Annotated in this window: 14 protein-coding genes; 6 read left to right on the forward strand and 8 right to left on the reverse strand. The window is 42.6% G+C overall.

Going from position 1 to position 17,519, the window contains the following annotated elements:
* Positions 1-105 precede the first annotated feature (105 nt).
* The gene (locus HB679_RS06910; RefSeq protein ID WP_214071196.1) at positions 106-498 is read left to right on the forward strand and encodes a hypothetical protein; all 393 of its coding nucleotides are present in this window, start codon (positions 106-108) and stop codon (positions 496-498) included.
* Between the two features lie 36 nt (positions 499-534).
* Here HB679_RS06910 and HB679_RS06915 read toward each other — a convergent pair whose 3' ends face one another.
* Together HB679_RS06915 and HB679_RS06920 are read right to left on the reverse strand one after the other, a co-directional pair.
* A complete protein-coding gene (locus tag HB679_RS06915; protein ID WP_214071197.1) occupies positions 535-1,758 on the reverse strand; it encodes an MFS transporter in 1,224 nt (407 codons plus the stop codon).
* Between the two features lie 40 nt (positions 1,759-1,798).
* Entirely contained in the window at positions 1,799-2,467 is a 669-nt protein-coding gene (locus HB679_RS06920; RefSeq protein WP_255547545.1) for a FadR/GntR family transcriptional regulator, read from the reverse strand.
* 131 nt (positions 2,468-2,598) lie between these two features.
* On the opposite strand from HB679_RS06920, the gene HB679_RS06925 reads away from it, so the two are divergent.
* The gene (locus HB679_RS06925; protein WP_214071198.1) at positions 2,599-2,946 is read left to right on the forward strand and encodes a gamma-glutamylcyclotransferase family protein; all 348 of its coding nucleotides are present in this window, start codon (positions 2,599-2,601) and stop codon (positions 2,944-2,946) included.
* Positions 2,947-3,050: 104 nt separating this feature from the next.
* Here the strand turns inward: HB679_RS06925 and HB679_RS06930 are convergent, their stop codons facing one another.
* The gene (locus HB679_RS06930) at positions 3,051-5,495 is read right to left on the reverse strand and encodes a bifunctional YncE family protein/alkaline phosphatase family protein (RefSeq protein ID WP_214071199.1); all 2,445 of its coding nucleotides are present in this window, start codon (positions 5,493-5,495) and stop codon (positions 3,051-3,053) included.
* A 179-nt stretch (positions 5,496-5,674) separates the two neighbouring features.
* Positions 5,675-8,548 (reverse strand): TonB-dependent receptor, encoded by a 2,874-nt coding sequence (locus HB679_RS06935; protein ID WP_214071200.1) that lies wholly within the window; start codon positions 8,546-8,548, stop codon positions 5,675-5,677.
* 236 nt (positions 8,549-8,784) lie between these two features.
* Between HB679_RS06935 and HB679_RS06940 the strand changes: the two genes are divergently transcribed.
* Together HB679_RS06940 and HB679_RS06945 are read left to right on the forward strand one after the other, a co-directional pair.
* Positions 8,785-9,861 (forward strand): histidine kinase, encoded by a 1,077-nt coding sequence (locus tag HB679_RS06940; protein WP_214071201.1) that lies wholly within the window; start codon positions 8,785-8,787, stop codon positions 9,859-9,861.
* Positions 9,858-10,589 carry a LytTR family DNA-binding domain-containing protein gene (locus HB679_RS06945; protein ID WP_214071202.1) on the forward strand — a complete coding sequence of 244 codons (732 nt, stop codon included), beginning with the start codon at positions 9,858-9,860 and terminating at the stop codon, positions 10,587-10,589. The genes HB679_RS06940 and HB679_RS06945 overlap by 4 nt, the downstream gene beginning before the upstream one ends.
* Before the next feature lie 6 nt (positions 10,590-10,595).
* Here HB679_RS06945 and HB679_RS06950 read toward each other — a convergent pair whose 3' ends face one another.
* The 4 genes from HB679_RS06950 to HB679_RS06965 all read right to left on the reverse strand — a co-directional run bounded on the left by HB679_RS06950 (position 10,596) and on the right by HB679_RS06965 (position 15,784).
* Positions 10,596-10,862 (reverse strand): hypothetical protein, encoded by a 267-nt coding sequence (locus HB679_RS06950; protein WP_214071203.1) that lies wholly within the window; start codon positions 10,860-10,862, stop codon positions 10,596-10,598.
* Between the two features lie 392 nt (positions 10,863-11,254).
* The gene (locus HB679_RS06955; RefSeq protein ID WP_214071204.1) at positions 11,255-11,965 is read right to left on the reverse strand and encodes a hypothetical protein; all 711 of its coding nucleotides are present in this window, start codon (positions 11,963-11,965) and stop codon (positions 11,255-11,257) included.
* The gene (locus HB679_RS06960; protein ID WP_214071205.1) at positions 11,965-14,712 is read right to left on the reverse strand and encodes an MBG domain-containing protein; all 2,748 of its coding nucleotides are present in this window, start codon (positions 14,710-14,712) and stop codon (positions 11,965-11,967) included. Before HB679_RS06960 ends, HB679_RS06955 begins: the two co-directional genes overlap by 1 nt.
* A gap of 190 nt (positions 14,713-14,902) precedes the next feature.
* Positions 14,903-15,784, reverse strand: a complete 882-nt coding sequence (locus HB679_RS06965) for a LysR substrate-binding domain-containing protein (RefSeq protein ID WP_214071206.1) — start codon at positions 15,782-15,784, stop codon at positions 14,903-14,905.
* Between the two features lie 107 nt (positions 15,785-15,891).
* Here HB679_RS06965 and HB679_RS06970 point away from each other — a divergent pair, with 107 nt between their 5' ends.
* Both HB679_RS06970 and HB679_RS06975 read left to right on the forward strand, forming a co-directional pair.
* Positions 15,892-16,566, forward strand: a complete 675-nt coding sequence (locus tag HB679_RS06970) for a M24 family metallopeptidase (protein WP_214071207.1) — start codon at positions 15,892-15,894, stop codon at positions 16,564-16,566.
* A gap of 11 nt (positions 16,567-16,577) precedes the next feature.
* Entirely contained in the window at positions 16,578-17,354 is a 777-nt protein-coding gene (locus tag HB679_RS06975) for a carbon-nitrogen hydrolase family protein (protein WP_214071208.1), read from the forward strand.
* Positions 17,355-17,519 lie beyond the last annotated feature (165 nt).

Raw genomic sequence — 17,519 nt, forward strand, 5'->3', positions numbered from 1 at the left:
GTTGCTTAGCCAAATTTACTTTTTAAATCGATATTATACTCAAAGTATCCAACTATTAGGCGGCAGGCATTGTTTTAAGAGGTAAAAATCATCGACCTTTAAAGCATGGAAACGCTGGACATCGCACTTAATAATAACCAGGTAAATCTGTTAAATCACACCGACGTCAATATCGACCAGTTATTAGGCGAACTGTTTCAACCAGCTACAGACAATTACCAGAAACTAGCCTACGAATTGCAGCGCGAATTTAAATGGGGCGGATCTCCCGATGTTACGAGCATGGTATTCGACAGAATAAAATACGACACAACCACTCACAAAGGCAGTTTCAGAATAGTGTTGGACATTAGCTTTACTTTCGGTTGTGAAGATGTAAGGACCTACAAGCCCGATCAAACCTCCGAATGGACATTTACCATCCATCTCACAGAAAAAATAATGAAATTATATAGTTCACCATTTGCCGAGAGCCGGTCGACGGCCGACGAGTTTTAAGCCGGACCAATAAAAAGGAAGGCCCGGCTGTTCAATTTACTGCTTAGTCCTCTTCGGTTCTATATTGGGCAACAAGCCGGTCACAATACCTATCAGCGGTAAAAACGCGCAGACTTTGTATACATAATCAATACTCGTCATATCCGCTAGTTTGCCTAATAAAGCCGAGCCAAGCCCGCCCATGCCAAAAGCAAAACCAAAGAATAGTCCCGAAATCATCCCTACTTTACCAGGCACCAGCTCGGTAGCATAAACCAAAATAGCCGAAAATGCTGAGGAGATGATCAGGCCGATAATAACCGCCAGTATACCGGTCCAAAACAGCCCTACATAGGGCAGCATTAACGTAAACGGCGCTGCACCTAATATGGAGAACCAAATTACATATTTGCGTCCAAAGCGGTCGCCAAGTGGGCCACCCAGTACAGTACCCGCAGCCACCGCAGCCAGGAAGGCAAACAGGTATAGCTGCGATTGCTGCACCGATAAATGGAACTTGCCAATTAAATAAAATGTAAAATAACTGGTCATGCTGGCCAGGTAAAAATATTTGGAGAATATCAACGCCAGCAAAATGGCCATGGCCCAAATAACCTTTTTCTTAGAAAGCGATGGATGCAAGCTGCCAACGTTAGCAACCGGACTCTTAGCTCTTAACGCCAGGTGCCCTTTGTACCAGTTACCCACGCGCCACAACACCAACATTGCCAGTACAGCAGCAAGCGCAAACCACATGATATTTTTTTGCCCGTAAGGCATTACAACCAACGCGGCTAATAATGGACCAATAGCGCTACCGGCATTACCGCCTAATTGAAATATAGATTGCGCCAAACCTTTTTTGCCACCCGACGCCAAATGCGCAACGCGCGATGACTCCGGATGAAAAACCGACGACCCCAAGCCAATTAAACTAACCGAAAGAAGTATAGTATAAAAACTAGTGGCTAATGATACCGCAACTAACCCTAACAATGTAAAAGCCATGCCAATGGTTAGCGAATAAGGCCGCGGCGTTTTATCTGTGTATTGACCAACAAAAGGCTGTAACAACGATGCAGTTAGCTGAAAAGTAAAAGTGATTAACCCAACCTGTGTAAACGTAAGGTGGAAGTTTTGTTTAATGAGCGGATAGATAGCCGGAATAACCGACTGCATCATATCGTTAAGCAAGTGCGTAAAGCTAATGGTAAACAAGATGCTGTAAACGGTTTGCTTCGCGACGGTTTTAACTTGTGGGTCTATAGTGGTTGTTTTCATAGTAATAGTCTTATCAGAGATAAGGATTAAATTGTTATGCTTATTGTGATACGTGGCCGATAATCCGTGCGGCAGTGTGCCAGGCTTTTTTTGCATCGCCGTTAATAATACATTTCAGCATTTGCTCGTGTAAGGCTTGCGAGTCTTTAAAGATCGATGTATCATTATAAATGGCATAAAAACCATTCTTTACGTGTACAGAAACCGCCTTGTATAAATCGGCCAATACTTCGTTTTTTGATGCTTCGGCAATAGCGGTGTGAAACTCAATGTCAGCTTCAATACAGGCTTCCAGCTGCCCGGCTACGGCGTTTGCTTTACGAATTTTCAGCCAATGGCCAATCTTCTCAATGTCCTCCTCTGTGCGGTTAGTTGCCGCCTTTTCGGCAATTTTCATCTCCAACAGCTGGCGCACTTCATCCAGCTCTTCCATATCTGCCCGTTTTAGACGCAGATTAAGCGGCTCCCGGCTGTTACCATTCCCTTCGACAAAAGTACCCAGCCCTTGCTGTACACGTAACAAGCCCTGGTTTACCAATATTTTTATCGCTTCGCGGATAGAGGAGCGGCCAACGCCAAAGCTTTTCATCAACTCAGGCTCTATAGGGAGTTTTTCGTTTGGCTTGTACTTTCCCAGTAAGATTTGCTGTTGTAACTTCGAAGCGACCTCGTCAGCAAGCGATCGTTTGGTGATTATATTATTCATCATATCATCTGATGATTCAAAGATAGATCAAATCACCGTTAAAACAAATCCTTTTCCAAAATTTATGAAGTAAATTGATAATGATTATTGAATACTGTATATTTTCGCTATACCAACGTAGAATCAATAAACCCATGACAGAATTTCTCTTTTCGTATGGCACGCTTCAATTAGAAAAAGTTCAGTTAAGCTCTTTCGGCCGGATTTTAAAAGGCGATAAAGATGCGTTGATTGGTTATAGCTTGTCTCAGGTTGAGATTACCGACGAGGCCGTTTTAGCGCAAAGCGAGCAGCGTTTTCATCCCGTGGCTATTCCTTCAGCTAATCGTGAGGATAAGGTCGAAGGCGTGGTATTTGAAATCACGCCCGCGGAATTACTTAAAGCCGATGCTTATGAGGTAGATGACTATGCACGTGTTGCGGTCACACTTAGCTCCGGTAAAAAAGCCTGGGTTTATATATTGAAAGAATACGCTCAATAGATCGATACAAACCGTTTGGCTCTCGGGTCGGTTAAGTAAATATTGGTCATAAACAACAAATGCCTGGTTGGTACCGGGCATTCGTTTATAGTTATTAGGTTCGGCTAGTCGTCATCATCGGCTTTCTGTACAGCTTTAACAAAAGCAGCCCTAACGGGAGTCGGTACTGTCGAATTTTCGCCTCTGATAGCTTTCCATAGCATGGAGTTCATGATCTGATCAGGCACCTTGTCAACACCCGAGAAATCCAAACCTTTGGCCATTGCTGCCAGCTTAGTCCCTTTGGGATTAACTTCTTTTAAATTAATGTTAGATGGGAAACTTTTAAATGGCGCAGCATCCAGCTTACTGGTAAAACTATTCCACATGGGCGTTGCAGCGGCATCATATTGTGTCATTGGTGGTAAGCCTAATATCAACTCAATGGTGCGCAATACCGACGAGGTAGAATACATGGTATGATCTACAAAATTACGCTTCACCAATCCACCAGCAATATAAGCGGGCGAGCGGTGCGCATCCACATGGTCGGGGCCATTTTGCGCATCATCCTCCACTACAAATACCACACTATTTTCCCACAGTGGCGTGTGGCTTAAGTGATCAATCAGCATACCAACTGCCAGGTCGTTATCAGCTACGTGCGCAAAAGGTGTCGGGCGGCCTGCGGTGGTGCCCTCAGTATGGTCAGACAGCATACGGATAGTCATCAGTTGCGGCACCGTGTTTTTGCTCATCAGCGAATCGAAATCGTGCTCCCAGGCGTGGTAACGCATGGTATCCGGGTCGCGCAGGTCATGAGTTGGGTATGATTTAGGAAAATGGTCTTTCAGCACCGGTATCTGCGCCGTGTTATTAGCATTTACAAACTCGCCATAAGTACGAAAACTTACTTTAAAACGATCGGCCTGATCCCAGATATACAGTTTATTGCGGCTGGTTTCTCCCGTGGCCCCGGGGCCACGGCCGCCGTAGCTGGTAGGCCAGTTTTTCTCCATATAATCGGTAGCATAGGCGCCCATGCTCCAGTTATGTCCGTCGGCACTTACCTCGCCATCTACATAAAAATTATCCAGCAAAACAAAGTTCTCGGCCAATGCATGGTGGTTGGGTGTAATGTTTCTGCCAAACAACAACAGGCTGGTATCGCCATTTCCTTTCGGGATGTCTGACAGGACCTGGTCATAAGTACGGTTTTCCTGGATGATATAGAAAACGTGTTTGATCGGTGATGCATCACCCACCTTACCAGGAATAGGATTATTGGCTTCACCGCCAGCCGTCATTTCCTGCTCGGTACGAAAAGGTGTGTTGTGATAAACAGCTTGCGAATAAAGTGCAAGCTCTTTGTCTGTTGGCACCTGAATGATACTTAAGGTCCCCATTAATAAACCACCGCCGATGTATTGCGCCGGTGCAGACTTACCCGGGTCGCCACCATGTAGTAATACGATCTGTTTTTTATCAACCGGGTTAGGCCCATGCGGGTTAGGAAGTGATGAAAAACCTTTACCATTGGCTACATATAGTTTATTACCAATCATGCGCACCACACTTGGGTACCAACCCGTAGGCACAAAACCCAGCGATTGGCTTGCTCCCGGTTTACTGACATTAAAAACAGCGAGGCAATTATTGTCGGCATTGGCAATGTAAAGCGTCTTATCATCTTTACTTAAAGCAACCGAATTACTAGTAGTACCGCTCAACATCGTTGGGCGCACAGCAGTGTTTAGCGTCTCTAACACTTTAGCATTCGGCAAGTCAATCACAGAAACCGTGTTATCATTAGCATTGGCAACGTACAGGAACCTTCCGTTGTGAGAAAGGCAAAGATCATTGGGGTTATCGCCTACAGCGATAGCGTTGACCAGTTTATTCTCTTTGGTATCAAAAACCGCTACCTTATCAGCACCCCAAAGGCTGATATATAATTTAGATTGATCTGGCGACAGCAAGCATGTATAAGCTTCTGTTCCTAAATCAATTTTTTGCTGAATACTTTTGGTTTTCAGGTCTATCAGGTACAGGCTGTTATCTTGCTTGGTAACTACGTAGAGGATGCCTTTTTTATCATCGAGCGCCAAACCTGTTGGCGAGATCAACGAATTAACTTTTTTTGTCCAGGCCGGCCCAAGTTTAATGGTATCGGCCGAGATGAGTTTGTTGTTGGTTATCGCGTAGCGGATGATCCAATTATTATCTCCACCTGACGCGTAAAGCGATTTTTCATCAGCACTAAAAACTAAACCGCCCCAGGCTTTGCTGATAACCACACTATCCAATTGGGTATCATTTTGCGCGTCCAACAACTGGATGGTCTGGGTGCTTTCTCCGTTATTGGTAACAGCAGCGTATTTTCGGTTTTTGCTTACCGCGATATTTAAAGGCAGGTCGCCAAGTGGCAAACTTTTACCTACTGGTGTAAGCGACCAACCGTTAGGCAATTTTACGCGATGCTGCTCAATTGCTGGTAGATCCTGGGCCTTCAAAAAGCCGTAGCTAAACAGTATCAGGCCGGTTGTAAATAAGATTTTATTGATTGACATGATTTTGCTCTCATTAAACCATTATTACTTCTGGAACAACCAAAACAAGATAATAGCCTGTAGTTAAGATAAATAAAGCAACAATCTCTTTTTGCAAGGAGTGTATGCATTCTCAAAAGCAATTATGCGATATTCACATTAATAAATCATCAATCCTGTATGAATAAATCTTTTTGATTTTATCCCGGTCCGCCGCCAAAGCCGCCACCCGGCGGAGGGCCGCCCGGACCACCAGGTCCGCGGAAACCATCAGGATTCGGCTTTTGTCCCGCAAACTTTTGCAGCCGAAGCGTAAACGTCAGTAAGAAATAACGGCCAAGGCGGTTACTTTGTGTTTGAGTAATATAACTTCCACTTTGGCTGGTTGTAAAACCGGTATTTTGGTTAAACATATCAAACGCCGACAAGCGCAAAGCTGCAATATTCTGTTTCAGGAATTTCTTTTCGACATAGGCATTCAGGATATTGGGATTAGTAGAACCTGTATAGCCATAGTACAGCGTTTTAGTATAATCATAACTCAATGTCCAGGTGCCAAAATAGTTTTTACCGTTGGCGCCTAAGGTCGCCGTACGGAAATTGTTATCGATGTTATTTTGCGTAAGTGAATTATTGGTGCGGGTAACCCCATAACTGCCATTCAGCTCGGCGTCAATCACGTTGGTTATGTCGGTTCGAAATTTAAGCCCCTGGGTTAGACTCAGGCTTTTGGCTAAGTTTTTTTCTGTCGATAGCCCGTAGTTATCAGGCGCCACGTTACTGATATAAGATATGTTGTTGCTGTAGTTAACATTGCCATTAAAGAATAAAGTGTATCTGCGCTCTTCCCATGGTTTAGCATAGAAATAATTACCCGAAGCCATATAATACCCCACCGCATTTTGATATTTGGTGAGGATGGTACCGGCTAATTTACTATCGGGGGTGTATACTTGTGGGTAAGTGATGGTGTTGGCTACAATCTTATTATCGGTTTGCGTAAACCCAAGGTTGGCAAATAATACGTTACCCGACTCAAAATCAAACTGATTATACCTAATGTTCAAGTTGTTATTAAACTCAGGTTTCAGATTTGGATTGCCCTGTATAGGGTAAAGGCTATTGGAAAAATCAGTAACCGGCTGCAGTTCACTATAAGTGGGCTGGTTACTTGCGCCGCTGTAATTAAACGTGAACGACTGGCTGCGCGACATGTTATAAACAAAGCGTGCCGTCGGTGCAAAGTTTACTGTGGTAACCCTGGTATCTACCCCTGTAGTTGCAGAATGCCCGCTCAATAACGCTGGCTGTATACCTACACCCAGCGTATAGTTATATTTTTTCTCGATAAAGCGATAGTTAAGCCCAACCTTGTTAGTAATAAAATCAAAGGCATAATCATTGCTTAACAAGTCATAGCGGTTGCGTGTGCCGCCGGCAGTAAGTGTATCTGTTGTTTTATCTGATGTAGTATGACCGTAATGGTAGGCATAGTTTAGTTCGATAAATGATCGTTTGCTCAATGGTTCCATGTATGACAGCGCCGCACCCACACTATCCAGTTTAACATTAGTCTGAATCAGCTGATTGGCCGGCGCGCTTTGAGCACCGGTTAGATAAGTATATATAGGATTCTGCGTTTGTGTAAGCGAGGTAGATCCACCGCTTAAATTGACCGTGACATTACGCCCGGTAGTGCCAAATTTGTGATTGTAAAGCACATTTGTACCAACTGTTGGCGATGTGGAATTGAGTGTAGCATTGAGGTTATAATTGCTGATCAGTGCATTATCACGCGTTAACAAGCTGGTCTGATATTGACTGGTGTTTACCCCTGTATAACTAAACGTAGGCGATACTTTCAAATAGTTATAATCATCAATTTTATACTCCATATTGAAATTAAAACGATGATTCAGTTTACTGTCTGTTTGATTGCTGCTGTAGTTATTAATACTTGGCGAGGTTAGTGAGGTGTTATTCTGAATGGTTGAACTAATAGTGTTGACCGTATTGTCCGAAAAACTGTAGCTGCCATAAACCGAGATCTTTTTACCCCATTGATCACGATAGTTTAAACCAGCCGAACGATTGGTAGTAATACCGTTATTATTGGATGTATTACCAGGCCCGCCCGGGCCACCACCGCCAGGCCCACCACCCCCACCGGGACCCCCACCTCTGGGGCCGCCGCCGCCAAACGAGAACAGGTTAACATTGGCATTATTAAAATTAGTAAGCACCGCCAATTGCTGATTGCCATTAAATTTAAATAAGGTACCGGATGCTATATATCGGTTAGCTTCATTTTTACCAAGGATGCTATTTTGCGCGTCGGCACCATCGCCTGCATTTACCTGGCCAAAGTAGCCGTAGTTTTTATCTGCACGAATGGTAATGTTCAGCACCTTTTCGGGGTCGCCGGTTTTGAGACCGGTTAGGTTGGCCTGATCGCCATAGTCGTCAATGATCTGGATATTTTGCACAATGTTGGCAGGCAGATTCTGTGTGGCGGTTTTAACATCGCCATTAAAAAAATCTTTACCGTTTACACGCACCTTGGTTACCGTTTTACCCTGGGCGGTTACATTGCCATCTTTGTCGACATCAACACCGGGGAGTTTTTTAAGCACATCCTCTACCGGTGCACCATCCTGCACTTTGTAAGCACTGGCATTAAATTCTATCGTGTCTTCTTTAAGTTTTACAGGGTTGACGCCAGTGATCTGTACCGTGTTCAACAATTTCGAATCGATATGCAATACTATTGGCTCAAGTGTGATGGCTGCTTCGGCTGCATTGACATTGTAATTAAATGTATATCCGGCATAACCAATAGCGTAAACATGCAAAGTAAAACTATTTACAGGCACGCCCTTAATGGTAAAGCCACCATTAGCATTGGTACCTAACGAAACACTATCCTTACCCGTTAACAAGGTAACAGTAGCTCCGGGAACCGTTACGCCCGTGGTATCTTTAACCAATCCGGTGATGGTATGTGCTTGCTGTGCCAACGCTGTCGGGGCGAACAAAAGCATTACTATGGTTATGTATTGATTGAGTTTGTACATGTTATAAAATATGATAGCTCAAATAAACAATGCTTATTCTACCTAAAAAAAAGCGATAGACCATTTGTAAAAACCTGTCGACGATTAAGTGTTATTGCCTGTGTTTGAGCACTTAAACCGTACAGATATGTTTTGGTCGGTTAAAACTTGAGAATAGTCGATCAGGCCTGGCATGTTGCCGATATACTGATATGGTCTCAATACTTATCTTTATCCTTGTATACTAATTAGCCTTTATGGGTTTATTCCGAAAAAACAATGTCTTTATACTGGTTCATTTACTTTGCTGGCTTATCCTGGCGGTGGGCGTACTGTATAATCATCCATCAGACTGGGGCGAGCACATTCCCAAAAGCTTTTGGATCAGGCAAACCGTTTTATTTATTATTCTGATAGTAGTATTTTACATTAACCTATATGTATTAATACCGCGTTTGCTATTTAAAGAGCAAGTTTTGTGGTATGGGACATCGGCTGTCTTTCTTATTGGCGCAGTAACATCACTCAACAGCCTGATTACATCTGTATTTAACTTAAACGCTTTTTTTTCTGTCTTACCGCATCGGCCGGGCATGCCCCCTTTTAACCACGGGGGACATCCACCGCATGGGGTTTTTTTTGATATCTTTGTACCTGGCATAAATACTTTAATGGTTGGTCTTGGTATCACCATCAGTTTTATACAAAAATGGCAGCAGGAAGTGGCATTGCGCCAACGGCTTGAGCAGGAAAAGATAAGCGCCGAATTAGCCATATTGAAGGCGCAAATTAATCCGCACTTTTTCTTTAATACACTTAATAATATTTACGCTTACACATTATCTGACGGGAACGTAGCTCGTACAGCTATTACCAATCTTTCAAAAATGATGCGTTATGTGCTGTACGAAGCGGCAGGCGGACAAGCGCCTTTAGCCAAAGAGATTGCTTTCATCAGCGAATACACTGAGCTGATGAAATTGCGAATTAGCAATAAAACCAGCATACAATTGGAGTTGCCACAGCAAACGGGGAATGAAACTGTTGCACCCATGCTATTTTTACCTTTTGTTGAAAACGCTTTTAAACATGGGGTTAGCGGCATAGATGAGGGTTCAATCCTCATCCGCATAACGCAACAGCAGGGACTAATTGAATTGCTGGTAAAAAACACCATCTATCAAAACAAACGCGCCAGCGAGGATGAAAGCAATGGCATAGGCATTGCAAATACCACCCGTCGCCTTGATCTTCTATATCCTGGGAGGTATGAATTAACAACGGGCGTCAACAATTTGGCCGAATTTGAGGTTAGATTAATATTAAAATCATGACGCTAAAATGTATAGCGGTGGACGATGAACCACCGGCACTCGACCTTTTATGCCATTACATAGGGCAAACGCCATTCTTGAACTTATCGGCCAGGTTCAATAATGCCATTGAAACACTGCGCTACCTGGGCGAGAATGAAGTTGATGTATTATTCCTTGACGTACAAATGCCCGACTTAAGCGGCATCGAATTGGCGCGTATTTTATCCGGGCGTAACGCAGGTAAAGCACCAATGATCGTATTTACTACCGCATTTGAGCAATTTGCCCTTGAAGGTTATAAGCTTGATGTAATTGATTATTTACTAAAGCCTTTTAGTTATGAGGATTTTATGCGGGCCGCCAATAAAGCGCTTAAGCTAAGCCAACCAAAGGCTATAATCCAAAATATAACGACACCTGCAATTGAGGATTACATTTACCTGAAAGTGGAGTTTCAGACGGTAAAAATCGCTTGTAATAACATTTTGTATATCGAGGGATTAAAAGACTACGCCAAGTTTCATTTAGCTGATACGGATAAAAGCTTATTGTCGCTTATCACCTTGAAAGCTTTGGAAGAAAAACTGCCGCAGGGCAAGTTTTTGCGGATACACAAATCGTATATTGTATCGTTAGACAAAATTACTGCTGTCACCCGTAACGCGGTCTATATAGAAAAAATGATGATCCCGGTTTCTGAGCAGTATCGCGAGGCGTTTAATAAATTCATCAGCAACTGGAGCTGATGGCTTTTAAACCGGTTTAAAGTAATTAACTCTTTTCTGGTCATCGCGCCGGCGTTCTGCAAAACCGTAATCGGCCAACAAACTTAAGGTTTTATAAACCTGCGCCCGGCTAACCGCTATCCCCGCAGTTTTTAAATGTATCCAGAAAGATTCTGCATCGGTGGGGTCGTCCAATAAAAAGAAAGCCTGGCAAAGTAAACGTCGTTTTTGGGTCATACCGCGACCCGAAGTGGTTAATGTATTCTCAATGACTATCACATTATTATTTCTCATACAGCGGATTATTTCTATCGGTAATCACATTCAATTTGTCTGCCGGTGTTAAGCCTCAAGACAACTTATCCTTACGGTTGACCAACAGAAACCGGGCAACAACACAAACCACGAGTACTCCCAGAACCAGCACGTTTTCCAAAACATTTATTATTGCCGAAGTTTTGTCTAAACAAAGAAGATGATATAGATTGATCTTAAAAAACGCAATAGACCAAACAGACAAAAGCATAGACCATATGGTAACAACTGTCGACAGTTATAGCGCAGGGAAGAAGATTATGAGACTTTTAGACGCTATATTGATTATTTGAGGATTTCAAAAATCAAAAAGCCGCGCAAGCCTTCGGGATGGACATTGTTAATCCAAAATAAAGTGTAATCACTAATGCTTATTGTACAAAGAAATTATATAACCCAGAGTCTGAACTATTGCCGTTGGAGTCGACGGTAATTATGTGCCAGTAGTAAGTAGTATTTGCGCTTACTGAAATATCATTCAAAAAATTATCGGTGATATTAGCTCTGAACAAGTCTGGATTGTTTGAAGGGCCGAAATAAACATTGTAACCAACCAGTTTTCCACTGGCTACACTTCCGGTCCATTTCAGGCTCACTTTACCGCCGGCATTGGTCATGATCTGGCCATAGGTTGGTGCTACTATCTGGGCCGGATACGGTGCGTAGGTAACTATACCGCTGCCCGCGTTATAAAACTTCCAAACATCGCTTTTAGAGGAGCCTGATTTACCCGATATCTTTGAAGTTACATACCATGAGTAAGGTGTATTCCTGCTTAAATTTGCGGTGGCCTGTGTGCTCGAAATCGTTTGAGTAGTAGCTTTCTGCGTCAGCAGGTTTGTGATGGTCAAATCGTAAGTATTAGCTTTGGCCACAGCGTTCCAGGTAAAAGAGATCGTACTCACCGTATCAGAAACTACTGATCCAGTGGTGCAGATTTCATCTTTAGCCGGCGTTAGCAAAGTAGCAGCCCCCGGTCCATTACCTGTGCCAGAGCCATTACCACCACCTGGGTTGGTAGTGCTTTTTTTGCAGCCGGCAATCATTGCAGTTATGAGCAATAGCCCTATAATCTTTTTCATTATTTCTTGATGATTTTATAGCCCAGCTTTCTGTTATCTAAATTCAGATTGAAGTAATATACTCCACCGGCTATACCCGACAGGTCAAACTGCAATACGCCTGATTTATTGGTTAACAGGTCTGTATAAACCGATTTTCCGTTAATTACGTTTACTACATCTACTTTAAGGTTGCTAACCAAACCGCTGCCTACATTTACATTTAAAATATCTGTAAACGGATTTGGATAAGGCGCGGTAATGCCGGTCATATCAATATTTTTTTCGATCACCCCCTGGCACAGTTTATCGGTAGTTATCACCAGTTTGTTAATCCCTGCTACTAGTGGCAAGCTTATCTCATTCTTGTCGGTGGTATATATCTTATCGTTTAAATTGATATTGAACGATGAACCGCCGTCCAACTGCAGATTGATGGTATTGGATGATTTATTAACGACTGAATAAACTGAGAGATCTTTAGGCTCTGTAACCGTTAGTTGGTAACATTGATTAAACAACTCGTTGTCAACGCCTATACAAACAGAATAGTTTCCCGGCGATAGGTTGTTCAAGGCCCAACTGTTTGTAAAAGGATATTGCGTAGTTACGCCGTTAATTGTTACCGTAGCTTCGTATTTGAGTGATTGCTTAGCCGTTATTGCTATAGAACCATCGTTATCGCCTTTACAAGATACGCTGGTTGCTTTTATCGAAAAGTTATCAGCAGGTAATACCAATTGAACATTTAGCGGGATATACAGCGAAGTAAATGTATAGCCATTGATGGATATCGACGCCGTGTAAGTACCCACCTCCTTGGCGTAATAAGTAGCAGACGTAGCTTCCTTAATAGCCGATCCGTTAAAATACCACTGCAAAGCGTATCCGCTTGATGGGGTAATTGTAAGCAATACAGAGTCGCCTTTGGCAATAGAGGTGGCACCGGTGGATGTTATTACCGGTGTAGGGATAACAGTTAAAGTGCCGGGGTTATACGTAAAACTATAATTGTCTGCAGAGCCGCCACTTACCGTAATCGGATAATCGCCTAAAGGCGAATCGGTTACTGCAGTTGTAGTTGCAGTTGGCAATGTTTTCAAAACCGACGTGGTATCACCATTAACATATCCGTAGTAATAAATGGTGAAATTCGGGTTATCTTTTCCCAGTGTTTTGTAATAACGATATACGGACGCTGATAATTTGGCTTTGTTTATTGTTAGCGGTTGCGTTACCGGGGTAGCAGCTGCGAAGTTGGCATTTGCCGGTTGACTGGCGGTTATATTGGTAACACCTGCGCCTACAATATGAATTTTATTTTTAACAATCGTAGCCACTTTAGGGTTATCGCTGCTCAAAATGATCTGTGCAGCAGAATTACTGGTGACAGTCACGACAGTATCTTTATCCCCATAAGTATAGGCCGGCGGAGGGTTAAATGTAATAACCTGTTGGCCGGCAACCACGGCCAGGTTTGTAGTAAAACTACCTTTGGAAGGGACGCTATAGCCGTCAATGATATAATTTTTTGCCGGCGAGATAGTGGTAGGCGTACCTGATATTGCCCCATTGTTAAAGATTAGTCCATCCGGGAGTCGCGGATAAATGCTATAGCCGTTAAGAGAAACCTGCCTTATATGATCTGACCCGGGATCGCTCACTATAAGGTTGTTTGGCTGCTGATCGAAAAACAACCCCATATTGCCACTATACTTAGCTAAAGTATCTGTACCGTCGGCATAACCCTTTAAATTGCCTCCTGAGAATGCGGGATACCGTGTTGAATCTGCTAGTTTGCCGTCAGGGCCAAATTTATATATTCCAAACTTCTCTTCGCACGACACGTAAACGTTGCCAATAATATCGACAGCTACCCCTATAGGCTTAACCAGCGTGCTTTTTGCAAAAGTGCTAACCATCCGCGTTGAAGGATTAAATTTACGAACCGTATTATTGGCTTCTTCCGTAATATACAGCATGCCCGATCTATCCATGGTAATTCCCTTCGGCACGTTAAAGGTCGCCGAATCTGTCGAGCCATCCTTTGCGCCTATAGCATAGGTTCCTGCGGCTGTAGTAACCGTAGTATCTGATAGCGATATTTTTCTGATCCGTTGGTTGTAGGTATCGGCAACCCATAAATAGTTATTATTAACGTCTGTGCAGATAGCATAAGGTAAATTGAATTTTGCCGTTTTCCCCCTCGCATCCAGGTATCCGTTATTTTGATCGCCCGCAAAAGTACTGACAAAGCCCTGTGGTGTTATTTTTCTGATCAGGCTATTCAAAAAATCTGTTACGTAAACATTCCCATCTGCATCAACGGCTACACTGGTAGGATAATTAAATCTTGCGGCGGTATCCTGTCCGTTTTTGCCGCCTTTATCTCCGTTTACAGAGCCGGCGAAAGTAGTTACTAGGCCATTTTGGATTTTGCGTATGCAATTTGAATTAGCATCGGCAACGTAAATAATACCATTAAATTTAGCTATCCCTACCGGATTTGTAAATGAAGCGAAGGCAGCTAGCGTATCTTTATGTCCATAAAAACCACTACCTGCTAAATTACTGGTAAGCGAATAGTTTGTGGTAGATGGCTGAAGCCCTGAAACACCAGTAGGGGCTATCGGCGGATTTATGGTCTGGCCAGTACTAAACCTCAACGTATCCGGGTAAGTAAATACAGGCGCCTGGGCGTAAACGTTATTTGCAAGAAATATAAAGGCAATTATTATTGCATAAATAATAGAGTAAATTTTGCGCATAGGCTCCGTTTAGGTCAACATTTCAAACAGGATAAGTTAGTACAAAAATATAATTTTTAATGAAATTTTTTTTACAATGATTTAAATTGATTTGGTTAAATAAAAAGGTAGTCTGATGTATTTTGTCTGAATATGGTGGATGTGCCAGAGGCCGCGATGTCACCCCTTTACATTTGCGCTTAATAGCAGTTTAGATATTAATGATCTTCTTGATCAGGTTTAAAATGGGTAGGTGGTCGGTCTGGGTATTGTCGTTCCACAATATGGTTGAATGCACTTTCTGCGGAATGTTATCCAACTCCACATATCTGATAGCCAGACTTTGGCCAGCCAGGGAAGCTTTAGGCTCAATAGTTACACCTAAACCCGCTTCGACCAACTTTAGTGCCGAACTTACTGATGAGGTATGATGAACGACATTAGGCAAAAATCCCGCGTCAAGGCAAATAGATTCTATAGCATACAAATAATCGCTGCTGTCTACCTCATGGGGCAAAATAAATGCTTCGTTTGCCAAGGCATTAATATTAAAAGACGAAGCCTTTAACAAGGGATGGCCTACCGGCAGTACAACGACAAAAACATCCTTAAAAAACACCTTGCTTTTTAGATTTTCAGGAACAATAGGGTTAGTGGCAAAACCTATATCAATTTTTTGTTCGGCTAGATCACGGTATTGCTCATAGTTATTCATCTCGCGTAGAACGGTTTTCACATCAGGGAATTCGGCACGCAGCTCTTTGATAATCCTCGGCAAAATAGATTGTACAATAGAATGGGTATATCCTATCCTGATCTCTCCTGCTTCTCCGTTGTGAATTTGCTTTGCCCGGTTGGTGGCATAATTTAACTGATCGAGTGTTTGTTGTGCTGCCTGTTTAAAATAAACACCTGCCTTTGTGAGCGACACGTTACGCTTATTCCTTTTAAATAGCTCTGCTCCTATAGATTTTTCTAACTGACTGATCTGCCTGCTCAATGCGGGCTGTGCCATAAACACCTGCTCAGAGGTTTTGGTAAAGTGCAACGTTTCGGCAAGCTTGATAAAATTCTCTAATGTCCGGGTATCCATTTATGTATATTTTGATATAAATCAATACAAATTAAGTATTTTTTATTATTAATAGCATTCGTTTTCTTTGCTAAAAGACACCTGATCATATTGCCTAAAATCCATCCATGAATAATACCAGACAAAACCTAACAGACGCCGAAAATAAGGCGAAAGAACTATTTAAAACCATCGAAGGATTGCAATTGATTGTCCCCGGAAAAACAGAAAAACAGCTCAATGATGAAGTGGTTAAAGTTGCCAGCGAAGTTTTTGATATAGAAGAATTCTGGCATAAAAAAATTGTCCGTGCCGGTATAAATACGATGCAGCCTTATGGCGGCAATCCGCCGGATGCGGTTATCCAACACAATGATATGGTGATACTTGATTTTGGACCTATAGTTAATGGTTGGGAAGCTGATCTGGGCAGATCTTATGTTCTTGGAGACAACCCCGCAATGCTTAAACTCAAAGAGGATGTAGAGGATGCCTGGCAATTGGCAAATGCATGGTACAGCAAGCAAACCCGCCTTACCGGGTCTGAATTTTACAGTTACATTAATAATATGGCTGCCCAGTATGGCTATACTTTTGGCGGCGGGATAGCGGGGCATATTGTAGGCCCCTATCCGCATGAACAACTTGGCCCGGATGATTTAGGATTGGATATCCACCCGGACAATCATCAGGATATGTTTGCTAAAGATCCGCAGGGTAACGACAGGCACTGGATCCTGGAGATCCATTTTAATGACGAGGCGAATAACATTGGGGCCTTTTTTGAACAATTGCTGTATTAAACGCACATATGATGAAAGTAACCATATGCGAACTAAGCGATAATGAGCTTCAATTTATCGAAGACTGGAGCAAACTTAAGATCCACCTTAAAACTTATAAGCCAGATTTATTGCTATTGCCCGAAATGCCGTTTTGTAAGTGGATAGCTTCCGAAAAAGAAGTTACCGAAGCTGCAAAAAAACAAAGCGTAAATAAACACGAACGCTGGCTTAAAGAAATAGAGCAGCTTAAAGTAACCTACACTGTCTATTCCAAACCCGTCATTAACGCTGATAAACTCTTCAATACTGCTTATGTGTATGAGCGTGGTGTTGGTCATCATAAACTTCACACAAAATGCTTTTTTCCGGAAGAAGACCATTTTTGGGAAGAAACCTGGTTTAATGCCGACCCGGACAAGATCTTTGAAATACTGGAAATTGGCGGGATAAATATTGGAGTTTTGTTATGTACAGAAATGTGGTTCACAGAATATGCCCGGCAATATGGTAAACAAGGGATTGATATTCTGTTGTGTCCGCGGGCTACAGGTCTGGGATCAGTCACTCAATGGCTTCGGTGTGCACAAACGCTTTCTGTTATCTCAGGCGCCTATTGTTTAAGCTCAAACCGGTCTGGATACGGTGACAATAATTTTCAATGGGGTGGCAACGGCTGGATAACTAAGCCCGGGACGGGAAATTTGTCAGGAGTTACCTCTGCGGATGAAAAATTCATTACGCAGCAGATCGATATCAGTAAAAGCCGAAAAGCAAAAACCGAATACCCTCTATACGTAGGTGGATAGCAAATTTAAAATCCGGCGGTTACCATTTGCTTAAACTTAATATTTATAATCAACTGGTTTATATTGATTTAGACTAGAAGTAACTTTGCTTTGGCGGGGCTTTTCCTTTTTGTAACCTTAAATAATTTCTACCTGATGTAGCACTATCTATTGCAGACTCGTATT

This window comes from Mucilaginibacter sp. dw_454 (assembly GCF_018449775.1).
In the GTDB taxonomy this organism is placed as follows: Bacteria; Bacteroidota; Bacteroidia; order Sphingobacteriales; family Sphingobacteriaceae; genus Mucilaginibacter.